Origin of the sequence: Bacillus sp. FJAT-29937, from assembly GCF_001509555.1 — a bacterium.
Classification (GTDB): Bacteria; Bacillota; Bacilli; order Bacillales; family Cytobacillaceae; genus Cytobacillus.
In genome coordinates this window covers 334,317-354,020 of the sequence record NZ_LMAS01000006.1, presented here as the reverse complement: position 1 = coordinate 354,020, position 19,704 = coordinate 334,317, and the positions used below count along the sequence as shown (strand labels likewise).

Below are 19,704 nucleotides of genomic sequence, written 5' to 3'. Positions count from 1 at the left end.
TTTTAATGATAGCAAGAGTTAGAATGAGCATTATTTAAATCATCCTTTGGAAAACCCTTTTTAATTTACATTTCCTCTGATTCATTAACCATCATATCTATAAGCTTGACTTCTGATTTAATCTTTTCAAGATTTAAATCGTACTTAAAGGATACAATCTTTTTAAACTCTACTTTAGAAATAATTTCTAAATTATTAGTAAAATACACATTTTCGCCTACCTTACGTAATCCTTGGTAGGTTTCGCCATTATAACTGTCTGTGTAAACAATTATTAAGTTTTCCTTCTTACGGGCCACTCTTATGACAAATTCTTTAAAATTATTATTTTTAGAATTCCAATCTCCCACAATTAAAATTGGAGATAATCTTTTTTCACCTTTTATCACTTTAGCTATCTCATTAGGGTCTTGTATTCCAGAAAAAATATTTAAAGGTGGTTTTGGCATAGACCATTGTGTATTCCATTTGGTTTCAAAATATGCTTTATTCTTCTCCCATAATTTCTGGTAATGGTCAGATTTGATCTTTTTAAAACTAGCACTACCATGATGGAAGACAAAAGTATCTTCGACAATCGCTAACTTATAACCTAGACTTTTCACTTGCTCACAATAATCATCATCCTCAAACATACCAATACCGTAATTTGTATCTAAATCCCCTGCTTTTTCATATACTTCTCTTTTAATAGCAACGCAGTAAAAACCAAGAAGATTTGTGTATCGATAGTTTCCTTCATAGAATAATTTGAAATCCTTAAGCCATTCTTTTGATGGACCATTTATTGGATCACCTATAAAAAAGTCTAGCATTTGATCATTACCAACTGAGTTTGATACGGGTCCAACCATTCCAAGTTCCTTATTTTCCATTAGAGGTTTAATTAATGTCTCTATCCAATTTTGAGTCACTATAGTATCGTTGTTTAATAAAATAATATATTCACCAGTTGCAAGATTGCATCCGACTTTATTTCCTCCAGCGAACCCAAGGTTCTTTGCTGATAAAACAATTTTTATATTTGGATGATTTATCTTCGCTAACTGTACTCTAGTTTCATCTGTAGAATTGTTATCAATAACAATAATTTCAAAATTAGGATACCCATTATTTTTGAATAAACTCTCTAAACATTGTTTTGTAAAACTCCAATTATTATAAGTCACGATTATTATACTTATTTTAGGATAACTTTCCATAATATACTCTTCAATTTCTTTATACCGCGTAGACCATGTATTACTTGCAGCAAATTCTTTTCTGTATAATACACTTGTTTCTTTTTCTTCCTTCAGAGCAGCATAAATAGATCTTTCAAATCCTGTCACATCATCTGCTAAATAGACCATTTCACTGATATACTCTAATTCTGGTAAACGAGTAGAGACAACAGGTTTTCCAGCAGCAAGATATTCATAAACTTTAACAGGGTTTGTAGCAAGTGTTAAGTTATTAACTAAAAAAGGAATTAAACAAACATCAAATCTTTGTAAGTAACTTGGGAGACTTTTATATGGAACCTCTCCAGTAAAAATAATGTTATCTAACTTTTCAGCATCGGTAACATCACAGCCAAATGTGTTACCTACTAATACAAATGTCCAATTTTTATTCCTTTTAGCTAACTGTTCTATTAACTTAATATCAAACCATTCGGATATCGCACCATAATAGCCAATTATCGGTCCTGTAATGTCTTTAATTTCTAAAGGAACCTCAGCTGAAATTTTAGAGAAATGCTCAAACTCCCCAGCATTTCTAACTAGTAGAGTATTAGGATTTTTAGGTAGTAGTTTTTCATATAATTTTTGTGAAGATGCAAATATAATATCAGATGATTTAATTAATGATTCCTCCTGGAGTAACATCTCAGTAGAGTTTGTAGAAAATCCCTCATGATCATCCATACAATCATAAATCACCTTATTGTTAGTCAAAGTAATGACCAAATTTGACCAAAATGGTAAGTCTACTATTGAGTATGTTGCTCCAACGTTAAATTTCCCCTTAATGCTTTTAATTGACCATTTCATAAAGGTTAAATCTTGCCCAGATATTTTATCCCTATATGCATTTAAAGGTTGATTTGTACATAATTTTACCCAGTATATATTTTCTTGTAATTCCTTAACAACAGTCAGATTTGAAATATCATCATAGGTAGCATTTGGGTTACACACACCATGTGTCTCTATAGAAAAATAAAAAACCCTGTGTCCATTTTTCTCGAATTGTACTGATATTTGTTGAGGTCTTTGCCATCTAAAATCCCATTCAATAACCGGAAATCTAAATATATCAATTTTATGCGGAATTTTCGAAAAGTTGTTTAAATCCAACTCTGACAAGCTAGATATTTTAACACTTTCAGTTATTTCAATATTTGGCAATTGATACTCAGTTATAGGTGGAATTTGAATTGGACTATAGTTATTAAGTTCATCCTTTTTAGCTACTGTTCTTTTAAGTGTTTTATTAATAACCCATTGACCAAATTTTTTCTTTTCCACATAATTCCCTTTTATAAGCTGTTCATTAACCCTCCTTAACAAGCACATTATTTTCCAAGCTTTTGTATTTTTAGCCCTATCAAATTGGTTATTCTGTTCCAATAATACCTGATAGTACAATTGATTGAATTTTTTTATTTGATTAATATAATTTACAACATTATTTTTTTCCTTGTTTTCACCTTTAATTTGCTCACTTTTCCCGCCCAATTATCACATCTCACTTTACTTTTTTTCTGGTAATATTCTCCTAATCATTGGCCAAAATTTTGAACCTTTAATCTCTTCAAGTTCTTTAATAGAATCATTGAGGAGTAAAGTTTTTTCTTCTAATTCTGTATTATAATGTAATATTTGACTATCTCTTTTTTTTATTGTCTCCTCAAGAGATAGAGCCCATTTAGATATATCCTTAATTTCTTTATTCTTTTCAAGGATATACTTATCTCTAAGCTTAATTTCATTCTCTGATTTTTTAATCCAATTTGATGCTTCATCAATTACTTGTTGCATTTTTAATAAGAGTTGATCTTTTTCATTTATTTTGCGTTCTAACTCATTAAATCTATCAACTGCTAGAATACTATCAACACCATCTGAATTATAAGAAAAAGTATCGAAGTCGTAAGTTCGTTGTTTTGTAACTCCCTGATAACCCTTAAAAAAATCATCGCTATAATGAAACCCTTTTTTGGGTTTAGTTACATACCCAACTAGGTATGAATTTTCACTTGTTAATAAACCTAAACTCTTGAAGTAGTGGATCAAATTCATATTGTCTTGAAAACCCAAAACTTTTTCTAGCATATAGTTTGTTATTTCCCATCCAACATAAAATTTTTCTACCACTTCAAATCCGGTTCCATATAAAAAATAGTCATAATCTTCCCTTAAATATTCAGTACCGAATTTCCATTCGTCCTGTGACATTAACTTATGTCTATATAATAAATACGGTAATGAATTTGCGTTAGGTACTAAAAAAATAAAATAATCCTTAGCAATATTTCTTATTGATAATAAACAATTTACTAACTCAATATCATCAAAGTGTTCCAATACTCCACTATTCCATACTACACTTTTCTTCTCATTAACTTTTTTTAGTTCTAATAAATCATCTAAAATAAATTTGCCTTTAAAACCATACCTATTAAAAAAGACTTCTGACTTTTTTAGCGCATTTGGGCTAAAATCCAGTAACGATACATCAAAACCATTTTTAGATAATAAACCAGACAAATGCCCACTTCCACTTCCTGCTTCCAGAAGTTCGTTTTCATTTGTTATACCAACAGAGTTAAAAATCTCAATAATTTCTCTGGATAAACTGATATCAGAATTGGAAATATCTAAACTATATTCATCAGCCACACTATCCCAGATTTCTTTAGTTGGCTTAGAACTTGGTGTGTAATTATCCATTTCTCCGTACCCCAATTCTTATTTTAATTATTCACAATAATGTTTTGTTCAATTTTAGGCTGTACTAAGGAGAAAAACCTTTTACCGCTAATCACTTTTAATATCCTTATATTTTCAATGAAATCGTAATATTCTGGTTTCGTTCCACTTCGGTCCTCAATTGATAAAAGTAGTGCGTATTCCCCTGATGTTAATATATTTTTAAGTTTAAAGTTAACAGTTATTTCTTGGTCTCTATATAGGGGACCAAGTCTTTCACCTTCCTCATAGGTTGTAGATACAATAATATCTAAACCATGTTTATTTCTAAAACTAAAACCGAAACCAATTTGGTCAGACGCTACATAGTCTACATTTACTCTTGCTTTTAAACAGATTGTAATATCCTCGCCCCATTCAATAACTTCTGATTCTTCACCTTTTTCATCATAAATTCTTGAGTCTACAACTTGGATACGTCCATTTCCCCATCTTATTAAATTTTCTTCTTTCTTTGTCTTTGCACCATTTTCATCATCCATTAAAAACAATTCTTTAACATATTCTGATGTAACCTCATTAGCATTTCCAATTTTCCTTATCTTACCTTCATGGAGCCAAATGACACGGCTACAGAAGCTTCGTATTGCCTGTACATCATGAGTTACTAAAATCACTGTGACTCCTTTATTAACAAGCTTCCTCATATGATTCATGCATTTTAATGCAAATGCAGCATCACCAACAGCAAGTGCCTCATCTACAATAAGTATCTCTGGATCAATACATGCCTGAACTGCATATGCCAATCTTACAAACATACCACTTGAATAAAGTTTTACAGGATGATGAATGAACTCTCCTATATCTGCAAAATTAATGATCTCGTCTAATTTTGCATCAATTTCTTTTTTACTGAAGCCTAAAATTGTTCCGCTTAGATAAATATTTTCCAAACCTGTGTATTCAGGATTAAAGCCTGCACCTAACTCTAATAAAGCCGAAACCTTACCATCAATTTTTATAGACCCCGTTGTTGGCTTTATTATGCCCGACAATATCTTAAGTAAAGTAGATTTTCCAGATCCGTTCTTCCCGATTAATCCAATTGTTTCACCCTTTTTAATATCAAATGATACATCTTTTAGTGCAAGAAATTTTTTATAGTAACTTTTTTTTGAAATACTAATTGCTTCTTTTAAACGGTCAATCTTATTATCATAAAGTTTGTATTCCTTTGATATATTATCAATAGATATTACAGTATCTTTCTTCATTATTTTTTCTCCTTACAAAGAATCAGCAAAATGAGGTCGTAGGCGTTTAAACAAAAATATACCTATTAACAATATAGCTAGTGTTACAATCCAGTAATAAATAGTAAGATTAGGGTACTCCCAAAACCATTTTTTATATATTAAAGAATCTCTATATCCATTAATAACGTAATAGAAGGGATTCAATTTTAGATATAGGTGATATTTATCTGGAATTTGTTTTAATGACCAGAAAATTGGTGTTAACCAGAATCCAAACTGTAATAGCAGATTAATTAATTGTCCTATGTCTTTTAAATAAATTATTAGTGATGAAGATAATAAGGTTATTCCAATCAGCAAAACGATTAGTGAGAATCCATAGTACGTTAATTGAAAGGAATAAATATCTAGAGAAATATTGTAATAAATAAATATAGCAAAAGTAAAAAATATAAAGAATAAATGAATAACCCAACCTGATAAAATTTTTATTATAGGTAGTAAATAAACTTTAAATACTACTTTTTTTACTAAATAATCATTTTCAATAATAGAGTTTGTACCAGTAGATATTGTTTCTGAGATGAAGAACCATGGCACCATTCCACATACTAGCCATAATATAAAAGGAAAATTATCTACTGGTGTTGCTTTAAAACCAACTTGGAACACAAACCAAAATACTGTTATTGTAACAATAGGATTTACGAATGCCCACAAAATCCCTAAATAAGAACCCAAATATTTTTTTTGAAAATCCTTTTTAGTCATTTCAAAAATCAGTCTAAAATTATCCATTATTTCTCCTCTTAAACAGAATCAACAAATTCATTTAATAAAAACATTAGCTTCCTCTTAGAGGTAGGTTCAATATATTTATGAAGCCTATCATTGGAATATATTTAAAAAGGACCCTAATAATAATCTTAATTTTGCACTTTCTTAAAATAGTTCTTTGTTTAAATAAGATAATACGAAGCCCAAATCATAGAGACTAATAATATTTTATTTTAACTTACCCTAAGTTTGATTTAGTTTGGAAATATCATTAAATAAACCGAATAATACCCAAAAGATAAAAGTTGTTCCTAAAAGAGAATCATTGAATAAGAATTGCACTAAAAATGCAATTATTCCAATAAATAACGAGTATCCAACTAAACTTGCTTTTAAAACAAGTTTTTTTGCTACAGCAATCAGCTGCATTGTAATAAAGGAAAGCAAAAATACAAAAGCCAATAAGCCAGACCCATAAGCAACTCCCACATATATATTATGCGGCTTATCCACAATAACCCTATAGGTTTCAATATTCTCATGTTTCCCTGTATCATTTTGCGGAAAATGAAACGGCATTGTATCAAGTCCGTATCCAAACAAAGGTCGCTCCTTTATTAACTCCCATGTTTTTCCCCAAATATACAGACGACCTGACCCAGGACCTACTCCCGATTCAGGAAGATTAGGAAAGTTATAATCTACTTTTTCATTAGCATAGACTTTATCTGACTCTAGCACTTTCCCAATCGCTGATTGAACATTTTCAAAAGGGTTATTTTTTAAGATGACCCCAATACTTTCATTCCAAACTTGAGGATTATACTTTGCCATTATCGTAAAAATTCCACTACCTACAATAAAGAATAAAACAAAAATTGTTGCAAAGTATCTTTTTCCTTTAGCTTTAATTACTAGTAGTGCCATAATTGGTAGGATAACTAACAGTGTGACAAATCCGCTACTTGATAAGGATCCTAATAGCATTGCAAAAGATGCTAGTGCAAAAAAGAGATTAATAAGGCTTCGGACTTTATTATTGTCTAGTAACGACATAGTAAGGAATAACCCAATCAATACTGCAGCAAATCCACTCACATAGTTTCCATGGTTAATAGTCGCAAGAAACTTAGATCCTTCTTGTAAATTTGAACCTTCTGGAAGCCCAGAAAATAGAATTGCTCTTCCAAACTCATACTTTAGAATGTCAATTCCAAAGAAGTTCAACAGCCCTAAAGTAGTATTAATTATTACAAATGGATATAGAATATAAATAAACAAGCTTAACTGTTTTGCAGTATATTTAATATTCGAAGCAATAAAAAAAAGGGCAATATAACACAGGTATGTTAATGTTCCTTCATGCCGATTATACATCCCAATAAGTGCTAATGTTTTATTGGGTGCAAAAATAGCAGAAAGAAGTATTGTAACAGCAAGAATCCCTGTAAGAATATTAATCTTTGATTTTGGAATTACATATCCAACAAATATTACTTTATACAGGAACACCAACCCTAGTATCATGGTTCCAATTAATAAAAGTACAAATTTATAAAAAGTAAATATATCCGATTTAGAGCCTGAGTCCAAATCAGTCCCCGTTACCTGTGGACTTACAAAATCTGAAAAATGAACTCGAACTACGAGAGGGATAATTAATATTAGTAAGAGTAATACTACAGTTAAAAATTTATCAATTTTCTTAATCTCTACTTCATTCTCTGTTTCTACTTTGTCTATGTAGTCAGAATCAAGAGCATTTTCCTTAATTCTCTCACCAAACAACTCATCTATTTTCGACATTTTCTCACCTTTATTTTATGGTTTCTATATAAGCCAGTAATTCGTCTACACGTGTGTTAAATTCTTCTGGAACTCCTATTTTTTTAAGGTGTTCTAAATATTGTTTTGATACTGTATACTCTTCCTTAAAAAATAGGATTTCCGCAAATTGAAGAGAGAACATTGGTTCCTGCACAATAAAAGGTCGCTGATCGACTGCCTTTTGATAGTATAAAGCCGCCTTCTTGAAATCCCTATCCATCGCATATACAAGACCGAGATTCCATGTTATATTGGCTTGATCAGGATATGTATTATGAAGCTTCGCTAGTTCCTCTTTCGAATAGTCAAACTTCCCTTCCTGTATTTCAGTAAGAGATATATGATATCCCTGCAGGTCTTCTAAGTACTTTTTGTCCTGTTTCTTTCCTTGTTTATATGTGTAAATGGACCCAACTACAATAAATAAAACTAAGCCTAATAGTATAAGCTTTCGATAAGTTTCTTTCATATTAGACTCCCTTTGTCAAATTTCTACATTATTATGTTCCTTACTAATTTTATGGTAAATCTACTTTATTATCAATAGCAGTTAACATTTTAATGTGATTTAATATTTTTCCAATAAAATAAATATTACCCATATAAGCTTTGGTCAGTTTTTTATTTTTTATAATAAAAATGAAGTACTCGTCTATTTTCTCTAGAGAACACTTCTTTCATTTAGTTAGCATCTTTTCAAACTCTGCTTTTTTTCTTCATATCCTTGTTTACCTAAGAGAGCAGACACATTTCCCTATACTCCGAGTTACATAACCCTGTTCATCTGCATGTATTTTCAACATACCGCGTTCTTATCAGTTGTCGCATAAACCTGATTACGCGATTCTAAACCATTTTTAAACCTTCAAGAGGTTATGGAAAATCCGAAATGCAATGGCTGGCTCAGTTGTAGTACCTGATTTAGAAATGACCATAATCGAAAAATCCTTATCTTCCAAAAAAATCTATCACATCTCTCATATAAGTAGAGCTTAAATTATTAACCACAAACATAATTTGAGGTATAGCACGTTTAACCTTCAAAAGAAATTTATGGAACTATGATTTAACATCTCAATTGCTGTCCGGGTGATTATTAATTAAGAGATTGTATCAAGATAATGCTCTGCTGTTGGCCTTTTTTATCCAAAAATAAAAATGGCTGAAGAAGTAAATTAACCTCTTCAGCCATTTATTTTTAACTATTATTTTACTGTAACTTCTTTGAAAGTCGTTAAATTACCTTGTGAATCAGCAACATTGATACCAGAAGATGCTTTTACTACAAGACCATCTAAAGATTTTAACGCTTCAGAAAGTGTAATAGTCACTTTATTACCACTGATAGCTTCTCCACTTTCAGTTAAAGCAGTAGTAGATGTACCTTGGAATACTTCAAAGTCATTACCAGCTTTGGTAGTATCTAAGTTTTCGCTGAAAGTTAATTCGATTGTTGTTGGGCCAGTGATAACAGCTTGAGTTACAGTTGGAGCAACGTTTTCAGTTAAATTGATTGTTCCTTTAACTGTATTATCAAGAGTTCCACCTTGTGCAGTTTTTACATTTGAAACTGAGTAGTTACGTAATCCTGTGAATGTTACAGAATCAGCTTTTAATGTAAGTGTAACTACCTTTTTGTTATCAACATTAAGAATCTCTGCCTTTTCAACAACTGCACCATCAAATGAATAGTTTGATGCATCAGTAGCTGTTACGCCATCAACATCTTGACCAAAAGTAACAATTACTTGGCTATTGCCTGTTCCTTTTGCTACAGATTGAACAGTTTGTTTCGCTACTGGTGCAACATTAGTATCTTTGCCGCGTGTAAATTTAATTGCTCCTGACTTAGTAGCATTTTCAACATTAGATACATTTTGAACAAGACCTGTCGGAAGACTAAGTGTGTAAGCTGCGCCTTCTTCAAGGTTTAAATCAGCTAAAGCAACTTTGAAAGAAGTAGCAGATCCTTCTACAGCAACTAATTTGTTCACTGGAATTACAACATCAATTCCATTTGTAGTTACGTAATCTTTAATTTTGCTTCCAGAAAGAGTGACACCGTCAGTATCTTTAAGTGTAACAGCTTTATCGAAAGTTAACACAAGATATTCCTTGCCGTCTTTAGCATCTTTTGTAACTGCAGAAGTTGCTAAAGATGGAGCTACTGTATCCTTTTTGAATTCTACTAATTTAGAATAAACTTCGTTTTCTTCCCCGCTTAAATCCGTTACTGCAGATGCAGATAAACCAATTGTTTTAACGCCTTCTTGAGGAGAAGCTAAAGTTAATAGATACTTTGTAGGATCAGTTTCATTTTTTTCAACTTTTGAAACAGTTACACCTGTAATATCAGCTGTTGTAAAGCCGTTTACTTCTTCACTGAATTTAATTTCTAATTGGTTAGGCGCTATTACATTTAAAGATGTAACCGTAGGTTTAACTCCATCTTTTTCACCTTTTTGAACTATTACAGTTGCTGGGTTTGGAGTTATTAAGTTGTTAGCAAAATCTTTTGCTCCAATAAATTGAACAACGATTTCTTTGTTAGTTGTTACTGTTGAAGCAGCTAAATCAACTGTACCGAATTTACCAGATGCATCTAAAGTAAATGTTGCACCATTAACTGCTGACCCATCAGCATATTTGAAAGATACAGTTCCTTCATTAGAGATTGGCTCAGAGAAAACGATTTTAGTAGTCGTTGGATTCACTCTTTCAGTACCAGAAAGAGTCGGAGCCACTTCATCTTTTACATTTACTTTTGAAATGTAAGATTTAACATACTCTCCAGTTTCCGCTTTTACAGAATCTTTATTAATATTTACAGTGTACTCTCCATTTAATCCAGTATTAGCAGTAACTACTAGTGTCTTTTTATCTTTGCTAAGTTCACCTTTGAAAGTAGGGTTCCCAGTTCCAGCGATTGAAATGTTGATAAGATCGTTAGTAGTATTTAATACTGTATCCGCTTTAATAGCTTTATTGAAAGTAATAGCAATTTCTTTTGCATTTAAAGCACTAACTGTTTTTACAGCTGGAGTTAATTGCGCTTCTACTTCATCTAATGTTTTAGTTAAAGTAGCCTTCATTGTTACGTTCTTAACTTCTTTCATGTACTTAACTGCTTCTGCAAGGTGCTTTTCTACATCTGCATTGTTGTTAGCAGCAAGAGATTTTTTAGCTAAGTCTAATTCGATTTTCACTGATACTTCAAATTTTACGCTGTCACGTACTGTTTCAGCAGATTTCTTATATTGTGCACGGATTTCATCACGAGTAGATTGTCCATATACGCGGTCTAAAAGGATCGCTTGTTTACGAATTTCTGTTGATAATTCATGGTAAGCTTTTTCTGTAGCATCATCAATTAAGTTCATTTCGATTTGAGATGCAAGAGTTGCTTTCTTAGCAGAGATTTTTTCACCAGCTGTAATAGCATCAATGTAAGACATTGTGCGATTAATGTGAAGGTTTACGTTTTGCTCGATATCAGCAAGGTATCCAGCTTTTTGTGCTGCTGGTAATTTGTTGATTGCTGCAACTGCTGCATCACGAGCTGCTTTAGCTGCATTATATTGTGCATATGGACGAGTTTTTCCATCTGCAGAACCTTCAGTAGAGATAGCCCATTTTAAAACCGTACCAGCATCTTTAGCTTTTTTCACTAAAGTTTGAACATCGCTAGCTGCCGCTTCAGTTCCAGCTGGAGCTGTTGCTACGAATGCAGATGCTGCGATTGCCGTTGCACTAAGTACTTTTATTGCTTTTTTCTTGTTCAAGATAAATCCCCCTAGATAGATATTTATATTATTATTGTAATATACCAACATTATGTAAGGCTGGTGAATTGCCCCTACAAGGAATATATTAAAGTAATTTTCTACCTGATTAAATGCAAAAAATATACCAACAGGTCATGATTTTGGTTATAGAGGATAAAAATAGAAAAGTATATTCCATTCCTACTAGTAAACTAGCAATAAAAAAATCAACCTACCAAAAATAGGTTGATTCATAGTATTATTAATTGATTTCATACTTCCATAGATCTGCTTGATTACGGAAGTATAAATCTCCTTTTGAATCTTGAGCTAGCTCATAAGCTCCTTCTTCCATGAGAGTCTCTACTTCCATTGTCTTCCGGTCAGCCTTGAAAAGCTTTCCTTCTACTGTTCCATAGATATTCCCATCAATACCTTCTATTATCTTCGCATTTCGGAAACGCCCTGAAATTAACTCTAGTATTTGCTTTGTTCTAATTTCCTTCGTTTCTGGATTGTAGGAAACTAATGTTCCATCTGCCATTGCCCAGATTGTACCATCTTTGTCTACTATTAAACTGGTAATCATGCTAGCATGCAGAGGCAAATGAATATATTCCTTTTCTTCAGGAAAGTCAGGTCTAAATCGGAAAAATCTTGCTCCGCGTTGATTCACCTGGTAGTTTGCGTGAATCGAAGTGCCACCGTAAATATATTCTTTATGATGCAGGAAGGAAACTAGACTTTGATTGTAAATATAGTTTTCATAGACTTCTTGTTTATTTTCTTTTAGATCGTAAACAGCTAAAGCCCCTCCGCCAAGACTTGTTTCAGGATAAGTTCCCACAAACACCTTGTTCAGTTTCGGAATGGCTGTAATAGCCGTGGAACGTTCTTGACCGTAATTACCAAGCCTCATAAACTCTCTTGGATTAGTAATATCCCAAGGCTTTGTTAAATCAAGTTCCAGCACACGGGATTTTGGATAGGCCCCAATATAAAGCTTATCCCCCATAATCGTCATTGATTCAATTTGGCTAATATCTTGATGGAGAACAGACTGATTATTCTTTGAGTTGAAAATCGCTAATCCACCGGACATGTAGCCATTTATAAATATATTCTCTCTTTTTTCGTCATGGATCATCGTGTATAGTGTCACTGGCTGCGCAGGTAAATCGATTTTTGTAATCTCGTAAAAACCTGTCTCTAAATTATACTTTAATACATTTCCGTCATTATCAATTAACCCAACAAGTGTATAGCCTGGATAATTCTCATGATTTAATTCAACAAAATCAAGTGTAAGCAATTCTGTTCCCGTTAGTAAAGCAACTCCTAAATCAATATGTTCTTTCGTAGTTAAGTCATATTTATATAGAGTATTATGCTTTGAGTAATAAATGACATCCTCATTTGGCGCCAATAATGAAATGGTTCTTGAATTTAACTCTAATTCATCAACCTTCTCCAAAGTTCCCTTATCAAAAACAACCAATCTATTAGATGGATCCATTCGAGCATACAATTCGTTTCCGATTATACGAATATCTCGAACATATTTATCATCCTTGTACTCTTCTGGAAGAAATGCAGTTTTCTTCTTTGTTGTTAAATCAAATTTGACTAAATCCGCTTTTGAGCCTACACCAATATAGAGGGTGTCGTTCTCTTGATCATAAGCAATCGACTTAGCAAATTCCTTCCTATATAAAGCTTGCCCAAAGTTCACTAGCTCATCCATATGCGAATCATATTTAAATACAGAACCGCCGTAAGCAGTTGAACCGAAAATGATACCGTCAATAGCATCTAAATCTTGAATAGCTGTATCCTTCGGCAATGTGAGTTTATTCCCGTAGTCACGGAACTCCCATGTGTTTGGATTGTAGCTATATACGTTCCCGTCTGTCGTTCCCCCGATCCAAACTGTTCCATCCTCATCCACATCTAATCCCCACGCACTAGTAGAATTAGACAAAGTATATGTATTCACTAATTCATTACTATTCAAGTCCACGACTGCTAAAGCAGAGGGTGTGCCGTGCATGACAAAATACATATAAGGATTCCCTTGGTCATCTGTTCCCACAGCCGAAGTTAGAGCAGAAGTCTGAAACACCTGCGGTCCAAGTAAAGTCGCCTTACTCTTTTCTTTCTCCATTATTTCTTCATCTTTGCTTTCAAATTCATTCTCGTAGTCGCCTTGGTTCTCAGCAAATCCCTTCGTTTGCCCAAATGACAAGAATAGAGGCAATATCACTAAGAGCGTTAAAAACTTTCTTCTCATCTAATCTTCCCCCTTCCTTTACATTATAGCAAATATTACTTCATAAGGAATGTTTTACCTTATGGATTTTAATTCAGAATTATTTTTGAACACATTTTTTCTATTTTTATATGAAACCTTTTTAAAAACATAATTGTCTATTTAACTAGACTAAGTAATCTTTTACAATAGAGATATGGTTTATCCGGAATTTTGGATTGTTTACCAATTATTTGATAACAGGAGGTTTAACTGTGAGAAGTAAAAAATCACTAAAATTAATTTGCGCTTCTACCCTAGCTGCATCCGCCTTTGTTTCAACTATATCGACGCAGGTAGAAGCTGCAACAGTGGTCCAAGTGGAAAAATTAGTACAGACAGCTAAGTCAGCCGGAACTATTTTAAAATGGGCTATTTCTATTGAAGGAACAGCAGATGGAACAACACGCCCATGGTCAGCTTATAACAGTGCTAAAACAGCATACGATAATGCAGTGAAAGCCGTTAATACATTACCTGCTGCACAAAAGAACAATTATTTAGCTGAACTTGATGAAGATGTAAAGGTTCATATTGATCGTACCATGAGATATATTGACGCAATTACGGCCGGCGAGAAGATTAAAGAAAAACAACAGGCATTATCACATCAATTAGAAATCAATACAATCAATGATCAAACTGAAAACGCTTATCACGAATTATCAGCAGAAATTCGCAAACAAGCGATTTTGCTTGATCGTGTATATGGCCAATCTACACGTGACCTTATTCGCTCTCAATATAAGCAGGAGGCTGAAAAGGTGTGGGATCAGGCAAAATATCCGGTTACCGTTAAAATTGAAATTGATTTAGCTGCTAAAGCATTGGCTGCTAAGGATGGTGTACAAGCTGATAAGCATATTGCAGAGGCTCAAAAATATATAAATAGTGTCAACAACCCAATCATCAAAAAATCGTTGACAGATCGATTAAATTCACTAGGGATTACACTTACACCTAAGGTTGAAAAAATTACAGCTGCAGAGCCAAAAAGGATAAAAGTTGAATTTAATAAAGCGATGCTTGCTGGAAGTGGAACTAACGGAGCAGAAAATACATCTAACTATTCAGTTAGTGGTAAATCTATTAAAAGTGTAAAGCTTTCAGAAGACAAAAGTGCCGCCCTAATCGAGCTGCACGATCCACTGTATTCAAGTACCAGCTATACAGTTACAGTCAAAAGTAATATCCAAACAGCTACTTATGAAGCGTTAAGTACTAGTGACTACTCTACAACCTTTACGTTCACTGATAGTACAAAACCGACTGTTTCAATTGTAACAACCGACATAAACGGAAATCTTGAAATTAAATTTTCAGAACTTGTCGATGGACACTCACCACTCTCCATTACCATTGATGGAAAATTAGTTAATTACACATCAACCTCAGATACAGACACCCTTGTTGTAAGAAAGTTAGAATTAGACCGGATTGGTTTACAAAAAGGAAAATGGTATTCCATTGTTATGTCAGGAGCAAGAGATTTAGTTGTGCCTACACCTAATATTATGAATGCATACAGTAGCACTTTCTTCTATAACTCTAATGCTGATACAGGAATACCAGAAATCAAACAATTTCAAGTAAAAGATGAAAAAATTATTTCCATTGAATTTAGTGAAGCATTATCAACATTTTCCGCTAATAATCTAGCAATCACAAAAGGAGTAACAACAATTAGACCATCAGCTGTCAAGGATGTCTCAAATGGTGCTAGGACAACATTCGAAATAGAGCTGCCAGCAAGCGTATTTGGTACAAACGAAAACACTGTTTGGCTCAATGTGCAAGTAAAATCATACAAGGACCTCGCCAACAATGAAGGGAAAACTTATGAACAAGCGGTTTCTCTGTCGAAGGATCTAAATCCTCCAACTTTGGTTAATACGGTTTATGATGGGTATACAAATGAAATTCAAGTTACTTTTAATAAGCCTTTGCAAACAGGTTCGCCAGTGACAAGTAAAATAACTATTTATGATACAAATAATAATCCTGTAAGAGCTACATTCAAATCAAATTCAGGGAATAAAATGATTATTGATGCAAGAAGTTTACCTGATGGTATATACATTATCGATGTTCAAGCTGGTGCTATAAAGGATTCAACGATTACGCAAAATGATAACCGACCATTTGCAACCTCAGTCACTAAAAAGATGGATAGTGTTAAACCTTTTGTAAAGGAACTAATTGCGTCCGATGTAAATGGACAATTTAAAGTAGTATTTAGTGAACCAATAACTGATGTTTCTGCCACGGTTTATACTAACTATTTGATTAACGGAGTAACGATACCATCAAACTCAGCATTATCGATAAATAGTGATAAAAGAATTGTTACTATTACTTTGCCGGAGGGAAAAATTGCAACGTCAGTTCCTTACACTGTAATGATTCAAGGAGTTAAAGATCCTTCAGATAATATGATGGATAATTATACTGGTTCAGTTACAATAAGAGATAACACTAAACCTGTTTTAGTAAACGCTGTTAGGGAACATGATAATATTAAATTGACGTTCTCGGAGAATATTGTTCTAAGTGGACAAGCAAACTTTGAAATAAAGATTAATGATGAGCCAGTAGCCGCTAATTTATATACTGTTGGGATCAGTTCAGATTATCGGGAGTTGATTATTACACCAACTACTAGCGGTATGTTTGAGACGGGGAAAATACTTATTAAAACCACTGGTTCTTCAGCTATTTCAGATGGGTCCGGCAATAGGGTGGCAGAGATGGAGAAAGAAATTTAAAGTTTATACCAATTTCCACATCTTGTATTAACTATATAATTGATTGTAAAGGACGGCCCCACTAGTTTGTATTGGATTAGCATTAAAAAATACTTAACATTTACCATGAGTACACTCATTTAAACATGTAGGTTTCACATTACTTGGTGAATGGTTAACATATTCCATTAAGATTATTTTTAAACAGATTTTCATATTAAAAATGCATATTCACGCAAACTCCAATTCTCATATCTCGGCCGTACCAATATACCAGAATTGGAGTTTGCGTGTTTTTGCGCCAATAATTAATCATAATCCTTTTTAAAAAAACAAAACCTCATTTAAAAACCACGTTACCAGGTAGCACATGAAGTGGTCAAACAACCTCAAATTTCAAATTAGCCTATTAACTGTAAAAGCCTACATTCTAAAGATTCCTTTCCAAATGACAAAAAGAAAAGCGATGAATATACTTTAAAAGACACCATCATCTTGTAAGAGTACATTAAAATCCCATATTAGACGGGTATTGGAAACAAGAAAAAGGAAAGCTCTACAGATAAATATCCATAGAGCTTTCCTTTTCTAATAATTATTTTACTTCTATTTATTGAAGTAAGTTATTCTTATGTTTTAATTCTAGGCTATCTTGGTTTTTAACATTTGTAATAGCAGTGATACTAGGTTTTCCAGTAGCAAACGTTGCATCAAAGCCATTTGGTAATGTTCCATTAATAGAAACAATCTCTAATGTATCATTGTCAACACGTTTAACATTAAACTTAGCACTTAATAGTCCTTTTGTTAATGTGATAGTAGCATTTGTAGCAGTAGCAATGTTATGGTCATAGACATGTTCATTAACAAATGTAAAGTCAATTGTATCACCAATTGAAATTTGACCATCATTTACTGTATCAACAAGAGTTGCAGTAGCAATTTCAAAGTTTCCATAATGGATTGTATCCACTGCAACGGCATCAGCTAATACTGGAGCAGATGTTGGTGCATACTGAACAACTTTGTAATCATTTAGTCCATCAGTAAGCCCAAGCGCCTGTACAGTCCATACACCATTAGAATCAACAGTTGCAGTTGTTAAGTAGTCTGCTTGAGTAGCAGCAGTATTCGCACCGTTAACTTTGTATAGATTTACCTTATGTCCTGGTTGACCAGTACCTGTGATTCTGTAAGTTCCACCAGTACCATCATAAGATACTTCACGAGATGGTGTAACTACGTCTAAAGTATTTCCTAAAGTTACGTTTGAAACAATACTCCAAACTGAAGTGTTTGCCTTTGTAGCATTGTAATTCACATGTACAGTGTCACCATTTGATAATGCTGCTTCAAATTGTTCTTGAGTAGAAAGAACACCTTGAATGTAGAACTTATCATTGTCGTCCCACTTGAACATTGTATTTACAGAACTAACAGATGTAACTAGTCTATTTCCTTCAAGATCAATATAATCAGTAGAAGAAATTTGTAGTAGCGGGTCTACTGATCCATTATATGTTCCATTTCCAGCTAATGCATAATATGAAGTTCTACCTAGTAATAAATAGTCCTCAGTTGTAAACTGAATTCCCGCAGCTGGATCAGTATTTTTTGATACAAATGGATATACTTCTCCACCACTCACGCCCTCAATAGTGAATGTTACTTTTCCATTAACATCGCTATTTACTGTTACAGCATCAGAGTTCGTAAGTACGCCATTTGCACTAGTTATTTTTGCATTACCAGTTCCAACAAGAGCTGCTGTTGCTGTATCTGAAGTAGTATATAAACCGATTGCAACTGATCCAACATAAGGAAGGCCGTCAGCATTTTTCAAAGTAACAGTATATGTGCGAGTCTCACCAACACCTAAACGAGCACGGTCAGAAGCATCAACTGTAATATTACCTACTGTTGCTGCAGAAGTTTTGAAAGATACCCCAGTAGCTTCACCTTGATAAGCTAATGTATAAGTTGTATTAGCTTTTTGGTTAGTTGTTGTTAATGTAACAGTCTTTTTATCAGCGCCAACAACTGCTGATTGAACTAATAAGCCATTATCAAAAGTAAACTGGCTCGCTGGTAAAACTGAAGCAACTTGTTTTGAAAACTTAACTGTTACTGTGTTTTTGCCGTCAGCAGAAATTGATAACACTTTTAATGGCATTGCTTCTGCTACATCATCAACTGATTTTTGTAAAGAAGTTTCCCATTTTAGAACGTTTGCATCAAGAATTGCTTGAGCCTCAGATAATTTTTTAGATGCATCTTCTAATTTGCCAGCTTTAACATCAGCCGCTGCTGCTTTAGCAAGCATATTAACAGTTACATCATTTTTAGTATCAGCAACTAATTTTTCAATTGCTGGTTTAACTGCGTTACGGATACCGTCACGAGTTGATTGACCATAAACGCGGTCTAATAGAGCAGATTGCTTACGGAACTCAGCAGTAGCTTTGTGGTAAGCAGCTTCTACTTTCTCGATATCACCAGATTTAACAGCTGCATCTAGGCCAGCAGTTAATTCTTTAATTTTTTCGCTTGAAGTGATGGCATCAATGTAAGCTGTTGCACGTTTCACTTGGATTTGTGGATCAGTTAATCTAGCTTCGTATTTAAGTTTATCAGAAGCACTTGCACCTTTAAGTGCTTTTTGAGCACCTTCAATCGCTTGCTTAGCAGCGTTGTAAGCAGCATAAGGACGTGTTACATAATCAGCTGAACCTTCAACTGAGATAGCCCATTTAAGGACTGTTCCTGCATTTTGTGCGTCTTGTACTAATTGATCTACGTTCACAGCCGCATCAGCTTGGTTAGCTGGTGCTGCAGCAACGAATGCTGAAGCTGCGATAGCTGTTGATGTTGCTAGTTTAATAGCTTTCTTTTTCATAAACTTGTATTCTCCCTTCATGCTATGTAGTGCATTTTTTTTGTTAGCAATGAATAAACCAATGGTTGTATTTTCCTCTATATCCACCGCTTACCTAACTAGTAAAAAAGTATACCAAACTATTATCTTTTATGCAATAGTTACCAATGTATATTTTTTTTGGCAGGTGAAGATAGGTTTTCCAACTTTGGTTTATATATCTTATGATAATA

At 33.3% G+C, this 19,704-nt stretch carries 10 protein-coding genes and 1 pseudogene; 1 reads left to right on the top strand and 10 read right to left on the bottom strand.

The genetic code is table 11. From position 1 onward, the window contains the following. Positions 1–65: 65 nt before the first annotated feature. The 9 genes and pseudogenes from AR328_RS15285 to AR328_RS15250 all read right to left on the bottom strand — a co-directional run bounded on the left by AR328_RS15285 (position 66) and on the right by AR328_RS15250 (position 13,834). The gene (locus AR328_RS15285; RefSeq protein ID WP_066297085.1) at positions 66–2,723 is read right to left on the bottom strand and encodes a glycosyltransferase; all 2,658 of its coding nucleotides are present in this window, start codon (positions 2,721–2,723) and stop codon (positions 66–68) included. Positions 2,724–2,738: 15 nt separating this feature from the next. Then, the gene (locus AR328_RS15280; RefSeq protein WP_066297082.1) at positions 2,739–3,938 is read right to left on the bottom strand and encodes a class I SAM-dependent methyltransferase; all 1,200 of its coding nucleotides are present in this window, start codon (positions 3,936–3,938) and stop codon (positions 2,739–2,741) included. 23 nt (positions 3,939–3,961) lie between these two features. Further along, a complete protein-coding gene (locus AR328_RS15275) occupies positions 3,962–5,194 on the bottom strand; it encodes an ABC transporter ATP-binding protein (RefSeq protein WP_066297078.1) in 1,233 nt (410 codons plus the stop codon). Between the two features lie 12 nt (positions 5,195–5,206). Beyond that, positions 5,207–5,974 (bottom strand): ABC transporter permease, encoded by a 768-nt coding sequence (locus AR328_RS15270; protein ID WP_066297076.1) that lies wholly within the window; start codon positions 5,972–5,974, stop codon positions 5,207–5,209. A 222-nt stretch (positions 5,975–6,196) separates the two neighbouring features. After that, positions 6,197–7,759: an O-antigen ligase family protein gene (locus AR328_RS15265; RefSeq protein ID WP_082677251.1), complete on the bottom strand. Its 1,563-nt coding sequence runs from the start codon at positions 7,757–7,759 to the stop codon at positions 6,197–6,199. Positions 7,760–7,769: 10 nt separating this feature from the next. Further along, positions 7,770–8,249 carry a tetratricopeptide repeat protein gene (locus tag AR328_RS15260; protein WP_066297074.1) on the bottom strand — a complete coding sequence of 160 codons (480 nt, stop codon included), beginning with the start codon at positions 8,247–8,249 and terminating at the stop codon, positions 7,770–7,772. 301 nt (positions 8,250–8,550) lie between these two features. After that, positions 8,551–8,868, bottom strand: a pseudogene (locus tag AR328_RS23105) (glucose-6-phosphate isomerase); the annotation flags it as partial. A gap of 117 nt (positions 8,869–8,985) precedes the next feature. Beyond that, positions 8,986–11,562 (bottom strand): hypothetical protein, encoded by a 2,577-nt coding sequence (locus AR328_RS15255; protein ID WP_066297068.1) that lies wholly within the window; start codon positions 11,560–11,562, stop codon positions 8,986–8,988. A 244-nt stretch (positions 11,563–11,806) separates the two neighbouring features. Beyond that, on the bottom strand, positions 11,807–13,834 hold the full coding sequence (locus AR328_RS15250) for a WD40 repeat domain-containing protein (protein WP_066297065.1): 2,028 nt from the start codon (positions 13,832–13,834) through the stop codon (positions 11,807–11,809). 338 nt (positions 13,835–14,172) lie between these two features. On the opposite strand from AR328_RS15250, the gene AR328_RS15245 reads away from it, so the two are divergent. Continuing rightward, a complete protein-coding gene (locus tag AR328_RS15245) occupies positions 14,173–16,617 on the top strand; it encodes an Ig-like domain-containing protein (protein ID WP_156422701.1) in 2,445 nt (814 codons plus the stop codon). 589 nt (positions 16,618–17,206) lie between these two features. Here the strand turns inward: AR328_RS15245 and AR328_RS15240 are convergent. Further along, positions 17,207–19,492 carry a hypothetical protein gene (locus AR328_RS15240; protein ID WP_066297054.1) on the bottom strand — a complete coding sequence of 762 codons (2,286 nt, stop codon included), beginning with the start codon at positions 19,490–19,492 and terminating at the stop codon, positions 17,207–17,209. Positions 19,493–19,704 lie beyond the last annotated feature (212 nt).

Excerpts from the sequence above, each read along its gene's own strand:
- AR328_RS15280 (WP_066297082.1), bottom strand. The coding sequence starts at position 3,938 with ATGGATAATTACACACCAAGTTCTAAGCCAACTAAAGAAATCTGGGAT.
- AR328_RS15260 (WP_066297074.1), bottom strand. The coding sequence starts at position 8,249 with ATGAAAGAAACTTATCGAAAGCTTATACTATTAGGCTTAGTTTTATTT.
- AR328_RS15265 (WP_082677251.1), bottom strand. The coding sequence starts at position 7,759 with ATGTCGAAAATAGATGAGTTGTTTGGTGAGAGAATTAAGGAAAATGCT.
- AR328_RS15250 (WP_066297065.1), bottom strand. The coding sequence starts at position 13,834 with ATGAGAAGAAAGTTTTTAACGCTCTTAGTGATATTGCCTCTATTCTTG.
- AR328_RS15270 (WP_066297076.1), bottom strand. The coding sequence starts at position 5,974 with ATGGATAATTTTAGACTGATTTTTGAAATGACTAAAAAGGATTTTCAA.
- AR328_RS15240 (WP_066297054.1), bottom strand. The coding sequence starts at position 19,492 with ATGAAAAAGAAAGCTATTAAACTAGCAACATCAACAGCTATCGCAGCT.
- AR328_RS15275 (WP_066297078.1), bottom strand. The coding sequence starts at position 5,194 with ATGAAGAAAGATACTGTAATATCTATTGATAATATATCAAAGGAATAC.